Genomic DNA, 20,085 nt, shown 5'->3' on the forward strand with positions numbered 1-20,085 from the left:
GACGGATGACGCGTGTGTGACGAAGGGGCACCGCCGATCGGCACGAGATTGTCAAGCCCCCTGCCGGTGTCTCGGCACCGGGCTTACGCTCGCTGCAAGCGACAGGAAGAGACTCCATGACGGATGCAGACAACGACCGCGACGACGTTCAGCAGGGACAGGCCTCCAACGCCGCCGACGCCGCCGACAACGCGCGGAACCAGGCTGGGAAGTCCGGCGGCCACGCGCCCGACACCGACGGCACGACGACCGGGGCAGACACCGGTGGCGGCGAGGACGTCGACGTGCACGGCGAGCCCGAGAACCCCGCGGGCTAGATCGTGAGCGACACGGACAGCACGCGACCGCCCCTGCCCGACGACCCCGACGTGGCCAACGGCGCCAACCCCGGGTCCCCGGCCGAGCCGGAGGCCGACATCGCCGTCGAGCAGGACACCATCGACGCCACCGAGCCCGGCGGCGAATCGGGCTAGATCCTCCTATCCGGCTGGCGGTCTACCGTCTACCGTGATGGGCATGACGGAATCCGTTGCACCCTCGGATGACCTCGCCCGCGGCATCGAACGCCGCAAGCGCTGGGAATCCTTCACCACCATGCCGCTCGTGGTGCTCGGCATGGGGTTCATCCTGTTCTATTCCATCTGGGTGCTGGTTCCGGATGCGCCCCCGTGGCTGCGGACAGTCATCACCGTCGAGTTGATCGCCACCTGGACCCTCTTCGTCATCGACTATCTCGTTCGCCTGCTGCTCACCCCGCGCACTCGGCGGTGGGCATTCGTGCGAGGGAACCCGATCGACCTCCTCTCGACGATCCTGCCGCTGTTCCGGGCACTGCGAGTGCTCGCGCTGCTCCGCGACGTGCCGTACTTCCGGAGGCACACCGGGGCGTCGATCCGTGCGGAGGTGATCACCTACGCGAGTGCCTTCACGATCACGTTCGTCTATTTCATCGCTCTCGCCACCCTGCACGTCGAGCGGGATGCGCCGGGGGCGACCATCACATCGTTCGGCGAATCCATCTGGTGGGCGTGCGTGACGCTGGCGACGGTCGGCTACGGCGACGCCTACCCGATCACGTTCATCGGCCGCTGCTACGCGGTCCTGCTCATGGTGGGCGGAGTCGCCATCGTGGGCACGGCGTCCGCGATCGTCATCTCCTACCTGAGCGAGCGCATGGCGAAGTTGCACCCGCATGCGCCGGTGCCGGACGCCGCGACTCCCATGACCGGTGCCGACCCTGCAGCCCGACCCAAGCCGCCCGAGGGTTCGGAGTTCCCCGGACTCCAGGCTGCCGCCCAACGACTGGATGATGGCGTCAACCAGTTTAGAATCGAGGAATGAGCACCACCGAGACTGCTGTTGCCGACGTCGACGAGGCGTGGGCGTCATTCCAGCGTCTGCGCACGCAGCTCACCGGCCGCATCAACCGGGAGCTGACGCAGTCGACCGGACTCTCCGAGGCCGACTTCGACATCCTCTTCGCCCTCGACGAGTCGGAGGACAAGTCGCTGCGCGCCCTCGCGTTGCGCTGCGGTCTCGACTGGGAGAAGAGCCGGCTCTCGCACCAGCTGCGCCGCATGGAATCGAGGGGCCTCGTCGCCAAGGAGGCCTGCATCGAAGACGCCCGTGGCACGACGATCGTGCTGACGGATGCCGGTCGAGCGGCCATCGCCGCTGCGCGCGGGTGCCACGCCGCCGCCGTGTCGCGCTACTTCGGCGACGTGCTCTCCGCCGAGCAGTTGGCGGCGTTGAGCTCGATCTCGAGCGCGGTGCTGGAGCGTCTGGCGGAGGATGCGCCGGAGCCGGTGCACGGGCGGTAGGCCCTCAGCGAGCGGCACCCTCTCTCCGCTCGACCACGTTGAAGTTGTCTCTGAACACGTTCTGCGGGTCGATCTCGGCCTTGAGCGCCCGGAGGCGGGCAAGCGTCGCCGGAGGGAAGGCATCCGTCACCCTCTCCGGCCGCAGGTCGGTGTCGAAGCTCAGGTAGAGCCCGGTGAAGTGGGCGAGCAGCTGGTCCCAGGCGGCATCGACGCGCTCGCGGCTCGACCCGATGGCGACGACGGAGAAGTTCGCCGAGCGATGGGCGTAGGCGGTGGCATCCGGGGCGACATCACCCACGGCGCCTCCGGCCGCACGGATCTGGAAGAAGTGCACCGCGCCGCCGGAGATGAGCTCGGCCGCGGCCTCCGCGAAGTCCGCATCGACGTGCTCGAGCAGCCCCGACCTCGAGGTGGGCTCTCCCTGGCCGTTGTGGGCGGCGTCGCTCGCATTGGCCATGACGCCCGCGTAGCTCGTGAGCACCACCGACTGGTCGATCAGCGGACCCAGATCGACGAAGGGATTCAGTCGATCCATGATCACCTCGGGGTCGGGCGAGTCGACCATGGCGAAGACGATGGCCGTCGCGCCGCGCCCGCCGCGGGGCGGAGCGACGAGCACGAAGCTGGTGAGATCCCGCGGTGCGTTCTCCACCAACGCGCCCCAGCGCTCGAGGAAGCGGGCGGTGTCTGAGGCGTCGAAGGTGAGCTGGGCCCACCCCACGTCACCGACCTCGTCGACCTCGAACTCGAACGACGTGACGATGCCGAAGTTCGCCCCGGCGCCCCGAACGGCCCAGAACAGTTCGGGGTTCTCCTCGTCGCTGGCGCGCACGACCGAGCCGTCGGCGAGCACCATCTCGACAGCGCGCAGGTGGTCGATCGTGAGGCCGTGCTCGCGCACCAGGAAGCCGATGCCGCCGGCCGTGGCCAGCCCGCCGACGCCGACTCCGCCGTAGTCGCCGGAGCTCAGCGCCCAGCCGTGCTCGCCGAGCGCGGCGGCGACATCCATCCAGCGGGCGCCGGGCTCGAGGCGCACTCGCCGGCTGGCGGCATCCGTCACCTCGATCGCGTTCATGGCCGACAGATCGATGACGATGCCGCCGTCGTTCGTCGACCGACCGCTGATGCCGTGCCCGCCGCTGCGCACGGCGAGGGGAATCGACGGGTGAGCGCGCGCGAAGGCCACGGCCTCGACGACCTCGGCCGTCGAGCGTACCGGCAGCACGATGCCGGGCGAACCGCCGCGCATGTAGGTGGAGCGCACGCGCGAGAACTTCACGTCGCCCGGTTCGATGACGGATGCCGCGAGCGAGGCCGGCACGGAGTCGTAGTCGATGCCGTCCCGGCGCTTCGAGAGCGCCGTGGTGCTGCGCACGCGTGCGCCCGGTGTCGCGGCACCGGTGCCGCGCGACGCCAGCTCGGCGTCGACCGCCTCGCGGAGTGCCGGTGCGACGTCCTCGGCGAAGCGCTGCATCGTGCCGGGGTCGTCGCTGGCGAGGATGAAGGTGCCCACGCCGTCGTCGAGCACGTAGGGCAGCAGCTCGTCGACCCACTGGGCGCTCGGTCCGGTGAGGAAGCCGCCGTTCGACGGCGTGAAGCGGCCCATGATGTTCACGAGCCGCCGGATCTCGCGCGGATCGCGCCCGGCGCCCAGGGCCGCCTCGTCGATCGTCGCGTTGCCGCGGGCGAGGTCGCCGGGCTTGAGGTAGGCGAGCGAGGGCAGCCAGCCGTCGCCCTTGCGCCCGATGAGGCGCAGCATCCGGGGCTTGAGGGCTCCGATCCAGAGCGGGATGTCGTGGGCCGGTGCCGGGCCGCGCTTGGCGCCGTCGAGGCTGTAGTAGTCGCCATCGAGGCGCAGCACACTGCGGTCGTTCACGTCCCAGATGCCACGGATCACGTCGATCGCCTCGCTGAGAGCGTCGACGGCCTGGCCCGGCGTGAGGCGCCGGCCGCCCATCGCCTCGATCGCGTCCCAGAAGCCGCCCGCGCCGAGGGCGAGCTCGAAGCGCCCTCCCGAGAGCAGGTCGAGGCTCGCGGCGGCGCGCGCCGTGACGGCGGCCGGACGCAACGGAACGTTGAGCACGTTCGGCGCGATGCGGATGCGCTCGGTCTGCGCCGCCACCCAGGTCATCAGGGTCCACGTGTCGTGGAAGGCCGGCTGGTAGGGGTGGTCCTGGAAGGTGACGAGGTCGAAGCCGAACTGCTCGCTCAGCTGCGCCCGGGCGACAGGCCCGAGGGCGGGGTCGTGCGACGGGGTGATGAAGGTACCGAACTCGAGGGCGTGGCCGTAGTGCATGGAAAGATGATACATCAACCAATTCGGTGTTCGCGGTGATCCGTTCGTTGAGGATGGGGCGCAGCCCCGCGTCCGAACGTCCCGGCGCCCCGGCGCGCTTCGGGCGGTCGCTGCGCTCGGCCCTCAGCGAGCGGGGGGCGAGCGAGCGTCGGCCAACCGGGAATGCTCCACCGTCGGCCTCGGTTGCCACGAGGAGCCCCATCCCTGACGAAAGGCCGCTGCATGCCCACCATCGGATCGTCCGACCTCGACATCTTCCCGCTCGCCCTCGGAGGCAACACCTTCGGCTGGACCTCGGACGCCGCGACGTCCCACGCCGTGCTCGACGCGTTCACGGCCGGCGGCGGCAACTTCATCGACACGGCCGACGGCTACTCGTCCTGGGTTCCCGGCAACTCGGGCGGCGAGTCCGAGACGATCATCGGCGAGTGGATGCGCACCCGCGGCAACCGCGACGACGTGGTGATCGGCACCAAGGTGAGCCAGCACCCCGACTTCACGGGATTGTCGTCGTTCAACATCACCGCGGCGTCCGAGGCATCGCTCGCCCGCCTCGGCACCGACCACATCGACCTCTACTACGCGCACTTCGACGACGCCGACACCCCGCTCGAGGAGACCGTCGCAGCCTTCGATGCCCTCGTGACCGCCGGCAAGATCCGCTACGTGGGCGTCTCGAACTACTCGGCCGCCCGGGTGCAGGAGTGGATCGACATCGCCACCCGGGAGGGCTTCGCCCTGCCGGTCGCCCTGCAGCCGCACTACAACCTCGTGCACCGGGAGCCGTTCGAGAGCGACCTGGCACCGGTCGCAGCCGCGCACGACCTCGGCGTCGTGCCCTACTTCTCGCTCGCCAGCGGCTTCCTCACCGGCAAGTACCGCACCGCGGCCGACCTCGAGGGCGCGGCGCGTGCCGGGGGAGTGGGCGGCTACCTCGATGAGAACGGCCTCGCCGTGATCAGCGCGCTCGACGAGGTCGCGGCGGCGCACGACGCAGCGCTCGCCACGACGGCGCTCGCCTGGCTGCTCGCCAAGCCCACCGTCGTCGCGCCTCTCGCCAGCGCCCGCACGGTCGAGCAGTTGCCCGAGCTGCTCGCCGTCGCCGAGCTGACGCTGACCGACGACGAGATCGCGACACTCGACGCCGCATCCGCAGCGCTGTCCGAGGCCGCCTAGGCGCCAGCCGGATCGACCGCCGCGGCGTCGACTCGACCGGCACGGGAACAGACCGGATGCGCCAGAACAGGCCCGTTCGGCCTGTTTCGGCCCGATCAGGCCGATCCGGCCTGTTCTCGCGCTGATGTGCGGCGGTCGCGGCGGCGTCAGTGCTCGTCGAGCTCGGCGCGGGCGGCCTGGGCCACGGAGTCCGCGCGCTTCAGGGCAGCAGCAGCCCTGTCGCGCTCGTCCTCCCGCGCCGACAGGTCCTTTTCGGCTGCCGTGAGCTTCTTCGACGCCAGGCGTAGCCGCTCCTCGAGGTCGTCGCGGTCGTGCTCGGCCTCCTCGCGGCGGCGCTCGGCCGTCGCGATCTTCCCCTCGGCGTCGTCGAGGGCACGGCGAGCGGATGCCGCAGCCTTGTCGGCCTCGTTCGCAGCCTGTTCGCGCCGCTTCTTCTCGCGACGCACCGCGATGTCCTCGACGGGTCGCATCGGCTGCGCCACCGGCGCCGGCCCGCCGGCCACGGCTCCGTCGAGGTCGACGGGGTCGAAGCCCACCGTCATCAGCGCTCGCAGCAGGCGGCCCGAGAGCACGGCATCCGTCGCCGCGGCATCCGCGATGCCGGCCGTCACGGTCTGCTCCACCTCGTCGAGGGTGGGGCGCCCGACGGACGCGCCGAGCTCCTCGGCCAGGGCGGCCGCCTCCCGCCCGAGCCCGGCCACGGCCGTGCGGCGTGTGCGGGTGAGGCGCGACAGCTCGGGGCCGTCGCGGCGCTCCTGGGCGTCGCGCAGCTCGTCCCCGAGGTCGAGCACCTCGCGCAGCTCGGCTGTGCGGTGGCGCACCAGCTGGTTCACGAGCCAGGCAGCAGGCGTCGGCTTCTTGAGGGCACGGATGCTCTCCGACAGCGCGCGATCGTCGCCCCGCACCGCCTGTGCCCGGCTGTTGCGCGCCGCCGTGAAATCGCTCGGAGCGAGGGCGTAGAGCTCGTCGGCCGCGGCGATCAGCGCGTCATCAGGCATGCGCCCATCCTCCCGCGTTCGGCGGCGGAGCGCTCAGTGTCCGCGCAGTGCGTCGATCAGGTCCTTCTTGCGCTTGCCCGAGGAGCCGGTGATGCCGATCTCCTTCGCGCGCTTCCACAGCTCGGGCATCGTCACGCCCGATTCCGCGTCAGAACGATTGGGCGAGCACATACGACCCGATGACGACGATGCCGATGCCTATGGCGACGATCGCGTAGGCGCCCCCCGCCATGAGCACCATCATGCCCAGCGTCGTGGCAGCGCGACCGACGGGAGTCGCGCGGGCATCGACGATCGTCGCGACGACGCGGAGCGTCAGGCCCGAGAAGAGGAATGCAGCTGCGAAGGGCAGCGCCAGCATGGCGGTGATCGGCCAGTCGAACGGTGCATGTGCTCCCGTTCCGATGCTGATCGCGATGGTGCCGACGAGGCCCACGACGCCCACCACGCCGATGACGAGCCCGATCGCGGCGAGGTACAGCTGGGCGTGGCCCATGAACCACAGCCCCGTCGCCAGATCGCCCAACTGAGGGGGTGCGGTGCGCCGATACCAGGGCGTCTTCGGCACTGGCGTGATCGCGCTCGTCTGCGTCATGGTGCCCCTATCCGTTCAGCCGATCGTGACACGGAGCGGCACCAGCTCGCCACCCGACTCCGGGGGCCACTGACCCGCGCGGGGTGCCGGCTCAGAGCTGGTCGACCCACGAGCGAACGAGGGCGACGAAGGCAGGCTCGGCGTCCGTGGCCTGCTGCTCGCTAGTGATCGTGACGACGAAGCGGTTGCGATCGAGCCGCTTCGCGAGTCCGCTGGGGTCGTCGATCACGATCTCCGGATGCTCGGGCTTCGGCTTGGCTCCGGTGTGCAGGATCACCCGCACGGCGTTCGGTCGGCGCAGGCTGAAGGTGGCGAAGTCGTCGGCGGTGGCGAAGTTCGGCGCCTTCCACTTGATCGACTCGACGATGCCGGGCGAGATGCCGAGGATGGCCGCGCGCAGGCGGAGGGCGGCATCCGTCAGCGGATGATCGAGTTCGTCGAACCAGACGTCGACGTCGGAGCGGGGCTCGGGCTGCATGCTGCCAGTATGCAGCGCCCGCCGAGCGAGGAGCTCCGGACTTCACTGTCCGGTCCGTGGCAGGATGGCCTTCCGCCCCATCGAGGAGGATGCATGTCGGCTTTCCACCCGGATCTCGCCATCGCGCGCTACGTGCCGAAGTTCTCGTTCGGGCCGCGCCTGGCCCGCCTCATGCAGAAGGCGAAGCCGCGGGTTCCGGACGCCCCTGACGACGTCATGATCGAGAACGTGACCGTGCCCGGACCCGATGGTGCCGGCCCGGTGTCGCTGCGGGTGTACCGGCCGCGTGCCGCGGAGGGCGCGGCGCCCGCGCTGTTCTGGATCCACGGCGGTGGCTTCATCAGCGGGTCGCCGGAACAGGACGAGACGTCGAGCATCGGGTTCGCCCGCTCCCTGGGCATCACGGTGGTGGCCCTGCGCTATCGGCTGGCCCCGCAGCATCCGTCGCCAGCGGCAGTCGAAGACGCCTATGCCGGGCTGCGCTGGGTGTTCGCGCACGCGGAGGAGCATGGAATCGACCCGACGAGGATCGCGATCGGCGGGGCGAGTGCCGGAGGCGGACTTGCCGCCGGGCTCGTGCTGTATGCGCACGACAAGGGCGAGGTCGCTCCGGCGTTCCAGTTGCTCGTCTATCCGATGCTCGACGACCGCACCGTGCTGCGCACCGACATGGACACGCGCAACGTGCGCATCTGGTCGCCGGGGAGCAACCGCTTCGGATGGACGTCGTATCTCGGCGCCGAGCCCGGCTCGGACGGCGTATCGCACTACGCAGCGCCCGCCCGCCGGGAGGACCTCGCGGGGCTGCCGCCGGCGTGGATCGGCGTGGGCACGCTCGACCTGTTCCACGACGAGGACCTGGCCTACGCCGACCGGCTCAGCGCGAGCGGGGTGGCGTGCGAGGTCGTGACGATTCCAGGCGCTCCGCACGGCTTCGACGCCGTCTTCCGCAAGGCGAACGTGTCGCGCGATTTCTGGCGGATGCAGGCCGAGGTGCTGAAGCGGGCACTGTTCGCGGATACCCCGCGCTGACCTCCGACCCGTTCGCTGAGGGCCGGACGAAGTCCGCGCTCGAAGCGCGTTGGTGGGCTGCGGCTCCAGGCGCTTCGGGCGGTCGCTCCGCTCGGCCCTCAGCGAGCGGGTACGAGGCGGCATCCGGGGCATGATGGATCCGATGACGAAACTCGCCCGCCTCAGCCCCGACGGACTCGCCTTCGTCACCGACCGACACCTCGCCACGCTCTCGACGATCGCGCCTGACGGCGGCATCCACGTCGTCGCCGTGGGCTTCACGGTGGAGCAGCGAGGCTCGGGCGAGCTCATCGCGCGCATCATCACCTCCGGCCCGTCGCAGAAGGTGCGCAACGTCGAACGCAGCGTGATCGCCACCATCGGCCAGGTCGAGGGTCCCCAGTGGCTCTCCCTCGCCGGGAAGGCGGAGATCCTCCGCGATCCCGAGAGCGTCGCGGATGCCGTCGAGCGCTATGCCGCGCGCTACCGCCAGCCGCAGCCCAATCCTCTCCGCGTGGTCATCGCGATCACCGTCACGAAGGTGCTCGGATCGGCCGGCCTGCTCGAGAAGTAGGCCGGCCGTCGCGCGAGCGTGGTCGACACCCCGCCGCGCCGCGATCACTGTCGATCAGGCCCGTTCCACCGGGAGCCACAACTCGCAGGTGGCCGTGCTGAAGTCGGCCGCGCGGTCGAGCACCGCCACGATCGAAGGCCCCGGACGGAGTCGCCACGGGTTCGACGGGAACCAATCTGTCGCCGTGGCGGCCCAGGTGGACTGCAGCGCTCCCGGATAGTCGCCCTCGGTGTGGAACACCGCCCACGTCCCGGCCGGAACCTCGATCGCGTCGAGCTCTGCGGGCACCGGTGTCTCCTCGGTGACGGCGACGCCATGGAGGTAGGTCAGTTCGCTGCCCTCCGTGTAGTCGGGGTCGACGTCGGCGCTCACCTGGAGGAGACCAGCCGGATCCGTGTTGCTCAGTTCCTTGAGTCGAGCGTGCTCCGACGCCGGAAGGGCCATGATGTGCGCCTGGATGTGCGGATTCACGCCGGAGTGAAAGAGCGGCACACGAGCCGAGTGCCCGACGAGTCGGAATGCGGGCCGATCGATGATTCGAGTGTCCATGGTGGTGTTCCCTTCTACGGTCAGGCGGAACCTGAGCTGTGGTTGCGTACGAAGGGGGCCGCCGTCTCGGCGGACGTCGCCGGGGCCGGTGCCGTGAACCGCTCGGAATGCTCGACCGAAGGCCTCGGTGGAGCCGTAGCCGTACCGCACGGCGATTCCCAGCAGCTCGCCGTCACCGAGCACGTCGGCGGCGGCGACGGCCATGCGGCGTCGCCGGATGTACTCCGACAGCGGCATCCCGGCGAGCGACGAGAACATCCGGCGGAGGTGGTACTCCGTCGTGCCCAGGCTGATCGCGAGGGCGGCGATGTCGATCTCCTCGGTGAGGTGATCCTCGACGTACTCGACGACCTGGTTCAGAGCTGCGATCACGGTGTCCCCCTTCGTCATCAAGCCTGCGCGTCCGGCGACGCCCGCACCCGATCTCTCCGGTCCGATTCGATCGGGCTCACTCGTGCAAGCTCGACCCGCGCTCCGCCAGCCCCTCACGGAGGATGCGGATCGCCTTGGGGCCGACGCCGTGCAGGGCCGACAGCTCCGCCGCGGACACGCCCGACAACTGCTCGTAGCGCGTGAAGCCGTGCACGGCGAGTACCCGTCGGGCCACCTTCCCCAGTGACGGCGGGAATTCCGATTCGTCGTCCGTCATGGCTGCTCCTCCCTCCCTCGCGTTGTCACGCGCCGATCACAGCACCGTCGCGAGCGACTCCAACGCCTCGAACGGGTCGCCCACGGGGATGAACACACTGCTGGTCACTCCCGCGGCCGAGAGCTCGGCCAGCCTGTCCCGCACCTGCGCGGCCGTGCCGGCGAGGGCCAGCTGCGGCACCCAGTCGGCCGGCATCCGTTCGACGAAGTCCTCGCCCGAGGCGCAGTCGGCCCGGAGCGCGGCGAACTCGGCCGCGAACGGCATCGGCTCGATGTGGGGCGCCCAGTCGGGCTCACCGATGGCCGCGAGGCCGGGTCGGGCGGCGTCGATGGCGGCGGTGGCATCCGGATGCACCGAGCCGATGTTGAAGGTCACGAGCCGGTGCGGCCCCGCGGCAGCGATGTGCCCGAGGGCGGCGCGCGCGTACTCGGGGCCGGCCGGCTCGGCGAGGATCGTTCCGTCGGCGGCACGGCCTGAGACGGCCAGCGACTTGGGTCCGCGCACGCCCGCGAGCACGGGCGGGGCGGCATCCGGAATCGACGACGGCTCGAGGGCGGCGTCAGTCAGCTTCACGTAGCGAGCCGAGTCAGCGGTATCGATGCGCTGCCCGGCGAGCAGGCCGCGCACTGTCGTGAGGTACTCCTCGAGCAGGGTGAGCGGGCTGGCCGGCCAGGCGCCGATCGACCGCATCCAGTGCGGCATCCCGTGCCCGATGCCTGCCACCAGGCGTCCCGGGAACAGCTGCTCGAGCGTGGCGAGTTCCATGGCGGCGAAGACGGCGTTGCGGGCGCCGGCCGGGAGGATGCCGATGCCCAGCACGATGCGCGACGTCGAGGCGAGAACTGAGGCGGCCTGCGCGATGCCGCCCCGGAAGCCCAGGTCTTCGACCACCCAGAGCTCGGCGAACCCGAGCTCCTCGGCTCTGCGGGCGAAGGGGATGATGTCGGCGGCGGGCAGGTCGCGGGGGAGCATGACGGCGACGGCGGCGCCTTGAGATTCGGTCACCTCGCCACGCTAGCAGCGGGGTCGGAGCGCTCGGCGCCGCTGATTCCTCCGCTCACCCCTCGGTGAAGGCCGCGCGGAAGATGCCCCGCGCACGCTCCGCCACATGGGGGCGGTCGTCCGCATCCGTCTTCGCCAGAAGGAACGCGAGCATGCCGATGGCGAGCATCACGTCTTCGGTCGTCACGGCGGAACGGATGCGGCCCGAGGCCCGATCGCGGATGACGAGGGCGTCGACCAGCGTCGTCATGCGGCTGGCGAGGTGTTCGGCGCGTTCGTCGTGGCGCGCAGCCGCGGTGAGCTCGATGAGCGCCGTCGAGCTCATGGCCTGCTCGGCGATGCCGTCGAAGAGTTCGACGAGGGTGGAGTCGGATGCCGCAGCGAGGGTCTCGAGTTCGGCGATGTTGTCGTCGAACACCGCGACCGCGAGGGCGATGCGATCGGGGAAGTGCCGGTAGAGGCTGCCCTGACCGACGTCGGCCCGCTTCGCCACCGCGCTGAGCGGGGCGTCGAGCCCGGATTCGGAGAAGACCTCGCGTGCTGCCGCGATGAGGGCGGCCCGATTCGCGGGGCCGGCACTGGGTCCGCGATTCGCCTTCGGTTTCTCAGTCACGAGTGTTAGCGTACAACCGGACAACGTAGTCCGGTATGGAGAGTGACATGTCGAAGGAATGGGACCGCGAGGTCGATCTGCTCGTCGTCGGAACGGGAGCAGCGGGTCTGACCGCTGCCATCACCGCAGCCGATGCCGGACTCGCAACACTCGTCGTGGAGAGCACCGAGAGGTGGGGCGGCACCACGATGCGCAGCGGCGGCGGTCTGTGGATGCCCACGAATCCGCTGATCAGCACCTTCGCCGCACCCGACTCTGTCGAGGATGCGCTCACCTATCTGGAGGCGGCGATCGGCAGCGACGCCGGGCCGGCGTCGAGTCCCGAACGTCGTCGGGCGTTCGTCAACGCCGTCATCCCGGTGTTCCGGATGCTCGAGCGTCTGGGTATGCAGTGGTCGCCGGCCAAGCAGTATCCCGACTACTACCCCGATCGCCCCGGTGGCCGGGTAGGCCGTTCGATCGAGCCGAAGCCATTCGACGCCAAGCGCCTGGGTGACGCCTTCGCGACGTCCCGTGCCGGTGACGGTCTGCCGATTCCGTTGAAGAACGACGACGTCTGGCTGCTCTCGCGCGCCTGGTCGACTCCGAGCGGCTTCGTGCGCGGTGCCCGCTTCGTGTTCCGTGCGCTCGGCGGCATCGTCACCGGGAAGAAGCTCTACGGCATGGGGTCGGCTCTCGCGATGAGCCTCATGCAGATGGTGCGGACGCAGGGCACCGAGGTGCTGCTCAGCAGCCCGCTCACCGACCTCGTGCTCGAGGACGGCGTCGTGATCGGTGCCGTCGTGACGACCCCGACCGGCGAACTGCGCATCCGCACCCGCCGCGGAGTGATGCTCGGCGCCGGCGGCTTCGCCATGAACTCGGCCTGGCGCGAGAAGTACCACGGCATTCCGGGCTACAGCTCGGCAGCCGACGGCGACCTCGGCACGGCGATCGAGATCGGCAACCGGGCCGGGGGCGCCCTGGCTCTCATGGACGACGCGTGGTGGGGCGCATCCGTTCCCATCGAGGGCAAGCAGGCGCTGTTCGTGCTCAACGAGCGCAGCGATCCGTTCAGCATCGTCGTCGACCAGTCGGGTCGGCGCTACCTCAACGAGTCCGAGAGCTACATCGACTTCGGCCACGACCTGCTCGAGCGCAACCGCACCACGCCCGCGAACCCGTCGTGGCTCGTCGTCGACAAGCGCCATCGCCAGCGATACATGTTCGCCGCAGCCCTCACCGACGGTAAGAGCCTGCGGAAATCGGGAACCATGGTGACGGCGGACACCATCGCCGAGCTCGCCACCCTCATGCACGTCGACGGCGCGACGCTGCAGGCGACCATCGACCGCTTCAACGGCTTCGCCCGCAGCGGCGTCGACGAGGACTTCGGCCGCGGACGCACCGTCTACGACAACTACTACGGCGACCCGCGCGTGAAGCCGAACCCGAACCTCGGCCCCGTCGAGAAGGGGCCGTTCACGGCCGTGAAGCTCGTGCCGGGCGACCTCGGCACCAAGGGCGGACTGTTGACGGATGAGCACGCTCGCGTGCTCGACGAGGCCGGTGCCGTCATCCCCGGCCTCTACGCCGCCGGCAACACCACGGCATCCGTCATGGGTCGCACCTACCCCGGACCCGGCTCCACCATCGCGCCCGCCGTGATCTTCGGTTACCTCGGCGCCCTGCACGCATCCGAGGCCGAGGTCTTCGACGGAGCCGAATCCGTCGATGCCGCATCCGACGACGTCACCGACATCCCGACCACCCCACAAGAACAGAAGGAAACATCAGTATGAGCACCCCCGCACCCCTCACCGGCGACTCCTCCATCAAGACCTGGCTCGAGCACCCCGTCGGCGGCCCCATCCTGCGCGAGATGCTCGCGCAGTCAGGACAGGATGCCGACGTTCTGAAGCCCGTGCACCGCCTGGCTCTGAAGCGCCTCATCAAGCTCAGCAAGGGCCAGTTCTCGCAGGACGCCGTCGACGCCCTCGTGGCACGTGCCGCTGCCGGAGATGTTCCGGCCGGCGCGGCGGATGCTGCTCCTGAGGCCGGCGCGGCATCCGTCACCACCGACACCGAGGAGGTCGTGCCCGTCGCCGAGGCCCCCGAGTGGGTCGAGAAGGTCACCGGCGGGCGCTTCGCCGGCCAGACCATCATCGTCACGGGCGCCGGTTCCGGCATCGGTCGTGCCACCGCCTCGCGCGTGGCCCGAGAGGGTGGTCGCGTGATCGCCGTCGACATCTCGCAGGAGCGTCTCGACGAGTTCGCGGCCGACCACGCCGGAGCGGATGTCGTCGTGGTGTCGGGTGACATCACGGATGACGCCGCCATCGCAGCGATCGTCGAGGCGGCGGGCGATCGCATCGACGGCCTGGCCAACATCGCCGGCATCATGGACGACATGACGCCGATCGGCGAAGTGACCGACGCCGTGTGGGACCGCGTGTTCCGCATCAACGTGACCGGCACCATGAAGCTCACCCGCGCCGTCATCCCCGCGATGCTCGCGCAGGCGAAGGGCTCGATCGTGAACACCGCGTCGGAGGCCGCCCTCCGTGGCTCGGCTGCCGGTGTCGCCTACACGGCGTCGAAGCATGCCGTGGCCGGCATCACCAAGTCGAGCGCATTCATGTACGGCCCGAGCGGTATCCGCGTGAACGCCGTCGCTCCCGGCCCCACGATCACGAACATCGAGGCCTCGTTCGGCTCACCCCTCGGAGCATCGCGCGTGCAGTTGGCGATGACCCTGCTGCCGGATGCTGCAGAGGCCGAGGCGCTCGCCGCCTCGATCACGTTCCTGCTCAGCGACGACGGCGTGAACGTCAACGGCGTCATCCTCCCGTCGGACGGCGGCTGGTCGGTCGCCTAGCGGTCACCCGCACCTCGCGCAGAGTTCCCGGCGGATCCACTCCGCCGCGGAACTCTGCTCGAGCGTCCCGCTCCGGATGCCGCTCGTGAACCTGATCGCCGATTCGGTGAGGCGCCCGTCGGCCGAGTCGGGGGCGTCGCGCCCCACGTGCACCGAGAGCCAGCGTGTGAGCGGAGCCCCGAGCCGTGCGCTCACGGCGACGAGTCCGGCGAAGTGCCGTGCCTGGCCGTTCGTGCCGTCATCGAGGTGCCGGCGGAAGCCTCGCCCATGCAGCACGTTGCGCCCGCCGAGCCCGGCGTCGATGAACCACACCGGCCCGGTGCGCACCCCGCCGCCGGCGGCGCCCAGCTCGACCAGGAAGCGGCGGGACGAGTACCCGGAAGATGCGAGCCGCCCCGCGGTCTCGGCCAGTGCGGCGCAGGCGTCCATCCCTCCAGCCTAGGGATCGTCCGCCCGGTGGTGCGCTTCGGCCGCGGACGTCGTCCGGGCCTCGGCCAACGGAGCGTGACCTACTCGGCCGCCGCCGCCTTGCGCTCGCGGAACGCGATCATGTTCATGCGGCTGCCGCAGCGCACGGTGCAGAACCGCTTCGAGCCGTTCCGAGACAGATCGAGGATGAGCCCGGTGCAGTTGTCGGCCTCACAGATCCGCAGACGCTGCATCTCGTCCATGCGGATGACGTCCATCAGCGCGACGGCGGCCTCGACCCGCATCCGCTCGCCCAGAGGGGCGTCGTTCGAGGTCGCGTGCAGGTGCCAGTCGATGTCGTCGTGCCTGGCGAGGTAGGGCAGGGCGTTTGCCTCGCGGAGCATGCGGTTCACCTCCACCACGGCGTCATCCCGATCCAGGGTCCAGAGATGCCTGATCTGCTCGCGGGTGTCGAGCACGTCGAGGCGCTCGGCCTCGTCACCGTCGATACGTCCCGTGAACGGATACTGCTGGAGGAGAGCCGCCAGCTCCTCGACGGTTCCGAGCTCCTCCAGGTCGCTGCGAGACGCGCCCGCCGCTGTGTTCCCGAGCTCCACGGCGAACTCGAGCGCCACGACGGTGTCATGGGCAAACTGCATGTTGACTCCTAACGAGGGCGGGAGTAGCGTTATGGGCTAATAGCAGTTCAACCCTAACGCGGTTTCGTCGATCCCGGCGAGCGGGTGTTCGACGGAGGCATCGTGAGAATATCGTCCACAGCATCCGGTCTGGCGATCGCCGTGCTCGCCGCAGCCTCGTTCGGCACCTCGGGCGTGCTCATGAAGCCGCTCCTGGAGGCCGGCTGGTCTCCGGCAGCTGCAGTCACCGCCCGGGCCATCGGCGGGGCGATCATCCTGCTGCCGATCACCCTGGTCGCGCTGCGGGGAAAGTGGGACGCGCTCTGGCGGGCGCGCTGGCGCGTGCTCATCATGGGAGTCGTCGGCGTGGCCTCCACGCAGTTCTTCTACTTCGCGGCCATTCGCACGGTTCCGGTCTCGACCGCGATCCTCATCGAGCTGCTCGCGCCACTGCTTCTCGTCGCCGTGGTCTGGGCGAGGACGCTGCGGATGCCGAGACCCCTCGTGCTCGCCGGCTCGGCGCTGGCGATCGTCGGCCTCGTGATGGTCATCGGACCCGGCTCCATCGGAGCGCCGGACCCCATCGGCCTGCTGTTCTCCGTGCTCGCCATGGTGGCCTGCGCCGTCTACTTCGTGATCGCAGCGCGTCCGAGCGACGGCCTGCCGCCGGTCGCCTTCGCCGGCGTCGGACTCGTCATCGGCGCCCTCACGCTCAGCGTGCTCGCGCTCATCGGGGTGCTCCCGTTCACGGCCACCTTCGGCGATCTGCCGTTGCTCGGCGCGATGCTCCCCTGGTGGGTGCCCCTTCTGTTCGTGGCCGTGGTGAGCACCGCGCTGGCCTATGTGGCCGGCATCACGGCGGCGGAGTCCCTGGGCTCCAGGTTGGCGTCATTCGCCGGGCTGCTCGAGGTGGTGTTCGCCGCACTCTTCGCCTGGATCCTGTTGGGCGAGGCGCTGCAGCCGCTCCAGCTCCTCGGCGGCGCGCTCATCCTCGGGGGCATCGCAGCGGTGAAGGCGGCGGAGCCCGCGGATGGGCCGGTCGAGCTTCCGCTCGCTGAGGGCCGAGCGGCGACCGAGGCTCAGGTACCCGCTCGCTGAGGGCCGAGCGGAGCGACCGCCCGAAGCGCATCCGTTGAACGGCCGCGCCAGTGGGCGACGCTTCGAACGCCGACTCCGTCGGGTCCTCAGCGAACGCGCTGTAGCCGGGTCCTCAGCGAACGCGCTGTAGCCGGGTCCTCAGCGAGCGGGAGGGGTCACGCCCCGGCCACGGTCGCCGCGAACGCCGCCGCACGCACGCGGAGTCCCAGCATCCGTTCCTGCCGTGCAGCCTCGACGTCGAACCCGATGTAGGCGACAGGCGGCTTCCGGCGCACGTTCGTCGAGCACTCGAAGTCGGCGCACACCAGGGTTCCGGCCGTGTCGCCGTTGCGTCCAGCCGGGCCCGCGAGGCGTGCGCCGAAGAACACGACGTCGTTGGGCAGGGTCACGTCCTGGCACCACGAGCATTGCGCCCGCTTCTGCGGCGAGGCCTTGGCCTGCTGCAGCATCACCCCGACGAGCTCGTAGTCGGGCCCACCGACGCCGGGCACCACGATGTAGGCGCGACGGGCGATCTTGCGGTCGCGCCAGCCGAGGAAGTCGAGGCGCTCCCAGTCGAGCTCGGCCAAATCGGGCGGCAGGGTGATGTCGGTGGTCTCCTTGCGCGAGGCGTTCACGAAGCTCGCACGGATGGTCTTCTCGCTGATGGGCAGCATGGTTCTTCTCCAGTCATGGGCCCGCTCGTCGACGTCTCGGAAGGACGGATGCTGCGGGCGGTGGTTCGTTCGAGTGAGGGAGGGGTAGCGACTACCTGCCGCCGGCGGGTGAAGCGCCGACGACCTCCCGACGCCCCGAGGGCAGTGCGAACGAACCGGAGGAACTCATGCGACCAGCCTACGCCCGGGCGATGGGTGCATCCTGAGGCGCAGCGGGCTACGGGCGGTCTGTGGGCCGCGGAAGGCTGCCGTGCGTGATGAGGAGTTCGTAGATGTTCTCGAACGCCTCGGCGATCCGGGTGCCCTGCTCCGGGTTCAATGCGTCGAAGAACACGGAACGAACGAAGCTGATGTGGCCAGGGGACGCCCGGGCGAGGAGGTCGCGGCCGTCGTCAGTGAGGGTGACGTCGGTGATGCGGCGATCGTCGGGGTTCGGGAGAAGGGTGACGAGGTCCTTCGTGGCCATGCGGTGGGCCTGGTGCGAGACGCGGCTGCGTTCGGCTCCGATGCGGATGGCCAGGTCGGAGATCGTCATCGTTCCGGTGGGCTCGCTGGTGAGGGCCACGAGGACGTCGTAGTCGGCGAGCGTGATTCCACTGTCGACACGCAGTTGCCGATTCATCTCGTAGCGCAGTCGCAGCTGCACTTTCATGAAGGCGTACCAGGCACGGATGTCGTCGTCTCCGAGGAACGCGAACGGCGACTCGGGTGGGATCTCGTAACGACTCACGGCGCCTCCATTCGCTCGACTGCGTCGCCGAGACCTTCCGTCGGCATCTGGTCAGCTGAAGAGGAACGTGTAGACCCGTGAGATCCTGCCATCGCGAACGAACACCGCGTCGGCGCCGCGCGCGACCGGGTCGGCTCCTTCGGGTCCGAGCGCCCACCCCAGGTAGTGCAGCTCTCCCGCGGTGTAGACGCTCCCCTCGGCGTGGAACACGAACCCGGGTGCGCCGTCCAGGATCTCCTGCACCTTCGCGTCGAGCTCTTCGTACCCGGTCACCTGACCATCCGGGTCTGCGGCCACGACATCCTCGGTGTACGTCCGCCGGATGGCGTCCCGACGCTTGGCCGCGTCACGTTCACCGAACACCTCCAGAAGGTTCGCGTGCATCAGCTTCTCCACCGTCGCGTCGGCCATCGTGTTCCCCTCATTTACGTGAACTTTCATTCAATGTAGCGCTGTGGCGCCTCGCCCGCCATGGTGGTCTGGGACGCATCGGCACGATCGGCCTTCACCTGCGGCAGGATCGGAAGCATGACGACCATCACGGTGCTGAGCGGCCACGGAGACTACGCCGACCCGTGGCATCCGTTCGACGAGACGTCGCAGCGGCTTGCGGCGCTGCTGGCCCCTCTCGGCGAGGTGACGGTGCGCGTCGACGTCGAGGCCGCGCTCGCCGGATTGACGGCGACGGATGCCCGACCCGACCTGCTCGTCTTCAACATCAGCCGCGACGAGGGCGTCGAGCCCTCCACGCCGCCCGAGTCCGCGCAGACGGGACTCCTCGCCCACCTCGCCGACGGGCGTCCGATCCTCGCCGTGCACTCGGCGTCGCGGGCCTTCGCCGACTGGCCGGAGTGGTCGTCGATCCTCGGCGGGCACTGGGAGGACGGGCTCACGTTCCATCCGGAGCGGGGAGTTGCACACATCGTGCCGACGGATCTGGCCGGCGAGCTCCTCGGCCGGGGTCGGTCGTTCTACACCGTGGACGAGCGCTACACGGCGCTCGTTCTCGAGCCGGATACGCAGCCGCTCGCGACGCACGAGCACGGCGGCTCCGAGCATCCCTTGGCCTGGTTCACCACGTTCGGCGATGCCGAGGTCGTCTACAGCGCGCTCGGTCACGACACCGAGGCCTATGAGTCTCCGGATGCCGCCGCCTTCGTGAGCGGCGCGGCGGCCTGGCTGCTGCGGGAGCACGCACGGTCTGCAGGATGAGATGCGTTTCATCTCCCCTGGGAGTCTGAGTTCGCTCTCATCCTGCATATGCGAACGGATGCGGCGCCCCTGCTGTCTCACCCGCGCGGAGCGACGCCCGCTCTGACCGGCCCGAGCACCACGTCGACCAGACGCTCGGCCGTGCCCGGTGTGATCGGAGAGCGGCTGAGCATGCGCACGATGAGCGGGCCCATGAGCGCCTCGCCGATCTCCTGCACCGGCGCATCAACGCGGATCTCGGATGCGGCGATGGCGGCCTCGAAACGCTCCACGAGCGCAGACGTGGCCCCCATGCTCGCGTACAGGCGCCGCCCGACGTCGGGGTTCTCGGCCGCCGCGGCGATGAGCGAGAGGATGAGGGACTCGCCGATCGGCTGGGTGACGAGGTCGAAGATCTCGTCGAGCCAGGTGACGAGATCGGCGCGGATATCGCCTGTGTCCGGGGGGCCGAGACGATTGGGCAGCAGGAGTCCCTCGAGCAGGCAGTCGGCCACGAGCGCGCTCTTCGACGGCCACCACCGGTAGATCGTCTGCTTCCCGACGCCGGCCTCGTGTGCCACTCCCTCGATGGTCAGGTGGTCGTAGCCGCGGGCGGCGAACAGCCGCGCCGTGGCCTCGAGGATGGCGCGGCGAGCCGTCTCACTGCGGACGGCTCCGCGACGTTGCTCGGACATCCTCACATCGTATTCGCAATCAACGAGACGAACCGTTGCGTATTATCAGCG

26 protein-coding genes are annotated in these 20,085 nt (G+C 69.8%); 11 read left to right on the forward strand and 15 right to left on the reverse strand.

Annotated features, from left to right (window positions below):
* Nucleotides 1-116 precede the first annotated feature (116 nt).
* The 4 genes from E4M00_RS10095 to E4M00_RS10105 are packed head-to-tail and all read left to right on the forward strand — an operon-like array spanning nucleotide 117 to nucleotide 1,820.
* Complete coding sequence (locus tag E4M00_RS10095) at nucleotides 117-317, forward strand: hypothetical protein (RefSeq protein WP_135120321.1); 201 nt, start codon at nucleotides 117-119, stop codon at nucleotides 315-317.
* Between the two features lie 3 nt (nucleotides 318-320).
* Entirely contained in the window at nucleotides 321-473 is a 153-nt protein-coding gene (locus E4M00_RS17850) for a hypothetical protein (protein ID WP_167756867.1), read from the forward strand.
* 43 nt (nucleotides 474-516) lie between these two features.
* Nucleotides 517-1,341, forward strand: coding sequence for a potassium channel family protein (locus E4M00_RS10100; protein WP_167756868.1), 825 nt, complete (start codon nucleotides 517-519; stop codon nucleotides 1,339-1,341).
* Complete coding sequence (locus tag E4M00_RS10105; protein WP_135120325.1) at nucleotides 1,338-1,820, forward strand: MarR family winged helix-turn-helix transcriptional regulator; 483 nt, start codon at nucleotides 1,338-1,340, stop codon at nucleotides 1,818-1,820. The genes E4M00_RS10100 and E4M00_RS10105 overlap by 4 nt, the downstream gene beginning before the upstream one ends.
* A 4-nt stretch (nucleotides 1,821-1,824) precedes the next feature.
* Here the strand turns inward: E4M00_RS10105 and E4M00_RS10110 are convergent, their stop codons facing one another.
* Entirely contained in the window at nucleotides 1,825-4,116 is a 2,292-nt protein-coding gene (locus E4M00_RS10110; protein ID WP_135120326.1) for an LLM class flavin-dependent oxidoreductase, read from the reverse strand.
* 222 nt (nucleotides 4,117-4,338) lie between these two features.
* On the opposite strand from E4M00_RS10110, the gene E4M00_RS10115 reads away from it, so the two are divergent.
* Nucleotides 4,339-5,292, forward strand: a complete 954-nt coding sequence (locus tag E4M00_RS10115) for an aldo/keto reductase (protein WP_135120328.1) — start codon at nucleotides 4,339-4,341, stop codon at nucleotides 5,290-5,292.
* 146 nt (nucleotides 5,293-5,438) lie between these two features.
* On the opposite strand, the gene E4M00_RS10120 is transcribed toward E4M00_RS10115, so the two are convergent.
* The 4 genes from E4M00_RS10120 to E4M00_RS10135 form a co-directional block, all read right to left on the reverse strand.
* Nucleotides 5,439-6,290 carry a transposase gene (locus E4M00_RS10120; RefSeq protein WP_135120330.1) on the reverse strand — a complete coding sequence of 284 codons (852 nt, stop codon included), beginning with the start codon at nucleotides 6,288-6,290 and terminating at the stop codon, nucleotides 5,439-5,441.
* Between the two features lie 33 nt (nucleotides 6,291-6,323).
* Nucleotides 6,324-6,419 (reverse strand): Rho termination factor N-terminal domain-containing protein, encoded by a 96-nt coding sequence (locus E4M00_RS10125; protein ID WP_275668189.1) that lies wholly within the window; start codon nucleotides 6,417-6,419, stop codon nucleotides 6,324-6,326.
* Nucleotides 6,420-6,438: 19 nt separating this feature from the next.
* Entirely contained in the window at nucleotides 6,439-6,885 is a 447-nt protein-coding gene (locus tag E4M00_RS10130) for a hypothetical protein (RefSeq protein WP_135120332.1), read from the reverse strand.
* A 91-nt stretch (nucleotides 6,886-6,976) separates the two neighbouring features.
* Nucleotides 6,977-7,363, reverse strand: coding sequence for a DUF1801 domain-containing protein (locus E4M00_RS10135; RefSeq protein WP_135120334.1), 387 nt, complete (start codon nucleotides 7,361-7,363; stop codon nucleotides 6,977-6,979).
* Between the two features lie 93 nt (nucleotides 7,364-7,456).
* Between E4M00_RS10135 and E4M00_RS10140 the strand changes: the two genes are divergently transcribed.
* The gene (locus tag E4M00_RS10140; protein WP_135120335.1) at nucleotides 7,457-8,395 is read left to right on the forward strand and encodes an alpha/beta hydrolase; all 939 of its coding nucleotides are present in this window, start codon (nucleotides 7,457-7,459) and stop codon (nucleotides 8,393-8,395) included.
* 142 nt (nucleotides 8,396-8,537) lie between these two features.
* On the forward strand, nucleotides 8,538-8,948 hold the full coding sequence (locus E4M00_RS10145; protein WP_135120337.1) for a PPOX class F420-dependent oxidoreductase: 411 nt from the start codon (nucleotides 8,538-8,540) through the stop codon (nucleotides 8,946-8,948).
* Between the two features lie 54 nt (nucleotides 8,949-9,002).
* Here the strand turns inward: E4M00_RS10145 and E4M00_RS10150 are convergent, their stop codons facing one another.
* From E4M00_RS10150 to E4M00_RS10165, 4 genes are all read right to left on the reverse strand, one after another.
* A complete protein-coding gene (locus E4M00_RS10150; RefSeq protein WP_135120338.1) occupies nucleotides 9,003-9,869 on the reverse strand; it encodes an AraC family transcriptional regulator in 867 nt (288 codons plus the stop codon).
* A gap of 76 nt (nucleotides 9,870-9,945) precedes the next feature.
* Entirely contained in the window at nucleotides 9,946-10,146 is a 201-nt protein-coding gene (locus tag E4M00_RS10155; RefSeq protein ID WP_135120340.1) for a helix-hairpin-helix domain-containing protein, read from the reverse strand.
* 36 nt (nucleotides 10,147-10,182) lie between these two features.
* Nucleotides 10,183-11,151 carry an LLM class flavin-dependent oxidoreductase gene (locus E4M00_RS10160; RefSeq protein ID WP_240037007.1) on the reverse strand — a complete coding sequence of 323 codons (969 nt, stop codon included), beginning with the start codon at nucleotides 11,149-11,151 and terminating at the stop codon, nucleotides 10,183-10,185.
* Nucleotides 11,152-11,203: 52 nt separating this feature from the next.
* Entirely contained in the window at nucleotides 11,204-11,761 is a 558-nt protein-coding gene (locus tag E4M00_RS10165; RefSeq protein WP_135120343.1) for a TetR/AcrR family transcriptional regulator, read from the reverse strand.
* Nucleotides 11,762-11,808: 47 nt separating this feature from the next.
* Here E4M00_RS10165 and E4M00_RS10170 point away from each other — a divergent pair, with 47 nt between their 5' ends.
* Entirely contained in the window at nucleotides 11,809-13,542 is a 1,734-nt protein-coding gene (locus tag E4M00_RS10170; RefSeq protein WP_135120344.1) for an FAD-binding protein, read from the forward strand.
* Nucleotides 13,539-14,618, forward strand: coding sequence for an SDR family NAD(P)-dependent oxidoreductase (locus E4M00_RS10175; RefSeq protein WP_135120346.1), 1,080 nt, complete (start codon nucleotides 13,539-13,541; stop codon nucleotides 14,616-14,618). The genes E4M00_RS10170 and E4M00_RS10175 overlap by 4 nt, the downstream gene beginning before the upstream one ends.
* A 3-nt stretch (nucleotides 14,619-14,621) precedes the next feature.
* Here E4M00_RS10175 and E4M00_RS10180 read toward each other — a convergent pair whose 3' ends face one another.
* Entirely contained in the window at nucleotides 14,622-15,047 is a 426-nt protein-coding gene (locus tag E4M00_RS10180) for a hypothetical protein (protein WP_135120348.1), read from the reverse strand.
* A gap of 80 nt (nucleotides 15,048-15,127) precedes the next feature.
* Nucleotides 15,128-15,685 (reverse strand): CGNR zinc finger domain-containing protein, encoded by a 558-nt coding sequence (locus E4M00_RS10185; RefSeq protein WP_135120349.1) that lies wholly within the window; start codon nucleotides 15,683-15,685, stop codon nucleotides 15,128-15,130.
* Between the two features lie 102 nt (nucleotides 15,686-15,787).
* On the opposite strand from E4M00_RS10185, the gene E4M00_RS10190 reads away from it, so the two are divergent.
* Nucleotides 15,788-16,762, forward strand: a complete 975-nt coding sequence (locus E4M00_RS10190) for an EamA family transporter (RefSeq protein WP_135120351.1) — start codon at nucleotides 15,788-15,790, stop codon at nucleotides 16,760-16,762.
* Nucleotides 16,763-16,917: 155 nt separating this feature from the next.
* Here the strand turns inward: E4M00_RS10190 and E4M00_RS10195 are convergent, their stop codons facing one another.
* From E4M00_RS10195 to E4M00_RS10205, 3 genes are all read right to left on the reverse strand, one after another.
* Nucleotides 16,918-17,418, reverse strand: a complete 501-nt coding sequence (locus E4M00_RS10195; protein WP_135120353.1) for an FBP domain-containing protein — start codon at nucleotides 17,416-17,418, stop codon at nucleotides 16,918-16,920.
* Between the two features lie 217 nt (nucleotides 17,419-17,635).
* On the reverse strand, nucleotides 17,636-18,148 hold the full coding sequence (locus E4M00_RS10200; RefSeq protein ID WP_135120355.1) for a MarR family winged helix-turn-helix transcriptional regulator: 513 nt from the start codon (nucleotides 18,146-18,148) through the stop codon (nucleotides 17,636-17,638).
* A gap of 51 nt (nucleotides 18,149-18,199) precedes the next feature.
* Nucleotides 18,200-18,559, reverse strand: a complete 360-nt coding sequence (locus tag E4M00_RS10205) for a nuclear transport factor 2 family protein (protein WP_240037009.1) — start codon at nucleotides 18,557-18,559, stop codon at nucleotides 18,200-18,202.
* A 117-nt stretch (nucleotides 18,560-18,676) separates the two neighbouring features.
* Here E4M00_RS10205 and E4M00_RS10210 point away from each other — a divergent pair, with 117 nt between their 5' ends.
* Nucleotides 18,677-19,360 (forward strand): ThuA domain-containing protein, encoded by a 684-nt coding sequence (locus tag E4M00_RS10210; RefSeq protein WP_135120357.1) that lies wholly within the window; start codon nucleotides 18,677-18,679, stop codon nucleotides 19,358-19,360.
* Between the two features lie 77 nt (nucleotides 19,361-19,437).
* Here the strand turns inward: E4M00_RS10210 and E4M00_RS10215 are convergent, their stop codons facing one another.
* Nucleotides 19,438-20,034 carry a TetR/AcrR family transcriptional regulator gene (locus E4M00_RS10215; RefSeq protein ID WP_135120359.1) on the reverse strand — a complete coding sequence of 199 codons (597 nt, stop codon included), beginning with the start codon at nucleotides 20,032-20,034 and terminating at the stop codon, nucleotides 19,438-19,440.
* Nucleotides 20,035-20,085: the final 51 nt, after the last annotated feature.

It is taken from the genome of Orlajensenia leifsoniae, assembly GCF_004570845.1.
Lineage (GTDB): Bacteria > Actinomycetota > Actinomycetes > Actinomycetales > Microbacteriaceae > Orlajensenia > Orlajensenia leifsoniae.

Excerpts from the sequence above, each read along its gene's own strand:
- E4M00_RS10135 (WP_135120334.1), bottom strand. The coding sequence starts at position 7,363 with ATGCAGCCCGAGCCCCGCTCCGACGTCGACGTCTGGTTCGACGAACTC.
- E4M00_RS10215 (WP_135120359.1), bottom strand. The coding sequence starts at position 20,034 with ATGTCCGAGCAACGTCGCGGAGCCGTCCGCAGTGAGACGGCTCGCCGC.
- E4M00_RS10210 (WP_135120357.1), top strand. The coding sequence starts at position 18,677 with ATGACGACCATCACGGTGCTGAGCGGCCACGGAGACTACGCCGACCCG.
- E4M00_RS10115 (WP_135120328.1), top strand. The coding sequence starts at position 4,339 with ATGCCCACCATCGGATCGTCCGACCTCGACATCTTCCCGCTCGCCCTC.
- E4M00_RS10180 (WP_135120348.1), bottom strand. The coding sequence starts at position 15,047 with ATGGACGCCTGCGCCGCACTGGCCGAGACCGCGGGGCGGCTCGCATCT.
- E4M00_RS10140 (WP_135120335.1), top strand. The coding sequence starts at position 7,457 with ATGTCGGCTTTCCACCCGGATCTCGCCATCGCGCGCTACGTGCCGAAG.
- E4M00_RS10105 (WP_135120325.1), top strand. The coding sequence starts at position 1,338 with ATGAGCACCACCGAGACTGCTGTTGCCGACGTCGACGAGGCGTGGGCG.
- E4M00_RS10205 (WP_240037009.1), bottom strand. The coding sequence starts at position 18,559 with ATGGCCGACGCGACGGTGGAGAAGCTGATGCACGCGAACCTTCTGGAG.
- E4M00_RS10130 (WP_135120332.1), bottom strand. The coding sequence starts at position 6,885 with ATGACGCAGACGAGCGCGATCACGCCAGTGCCGAAGACGCCCTGGTAT.
- E4M00_RS10185 (WP_135120349.1), bottom strand. The coding sequence starts at position 15,685 with ATGCAGTTTGCCCATGACACCGTCGTGGCGCTCGAGTTCGCCGTGGAG.
- E4M00_RS10175 (WP_135120346.1), top strand. The coding sequence starts at position 13,539 with ATGAGCACCCCCGCACCCCTCACCGGCGACTCCTCCATCAAGACCTGG.
- E4M00_RS10100 (WP_167756868.1), top strand. The coding sequence starts at position 517 with ATGACGGAATCCGTTGCACCCTCGGATGACCTCGCCCGCGGCATCGAA.
- E4M00_RS10095 (WP_135120321.1), top strand. The coding sequence starts at position 117 with ATGACGGATGCAGACAACGACCGCGACGACGTTCAGCAGGGACAGGCC.
- E4M00_RS10195 (WP_135120353.1), bottom strand. The coding sequence starts at position 17,418 with ATGCTGCCCATCAGCGAGAAGACCATCCGTGCGAGCTTCGTGAACGCC.
- E4M00_RS10125 (WP_275668189.1), bottom strand. The coding sequence starts at position 6,419 with ATGCCCGAGCTGTGGAAGCGCGCGAAGGAGATCGGCATCACCGGCTCC.
- E4M00_RS10145 (WP_135120337.1), top strand. The coding sequence starts at position 8,538 with ATGACGAAACTCGCCCGCCTCAGCCCCGACGGACTCGCCTTCGTCACC.
- E4M00_RS10155 (WP_135120340.1), bottom strand. The coding sequence starts at position 10,146 with ATGACGGACGACGAATCGGAATTCCCGCCGTCACTGGGGAAGGTGGCC.
- E4M00_RS10170 (WP_135120344.1), top strand. The coding sequence starts at position 11,809 with ATGTCGAAGGAATGGGACCGCGAGGTCGATCTGCTCGTCGTCGGAACG.
- E4M00_RS10120 (WP_135120330.1), bottom strand. The coding sequence starts at position 6,290 with ATGCCTGATGACGCGCTGATCGCCGCGGCCGACGAGCTCTACGCCCTC.
- E4M00_RS10110 (WP_135120326.1), bottom strand. The coding sequence starts at position 4,116 with ATGCACTACGGCCACGCCCTCGAGTTCGGTACCTTCATCACCCCGTCG.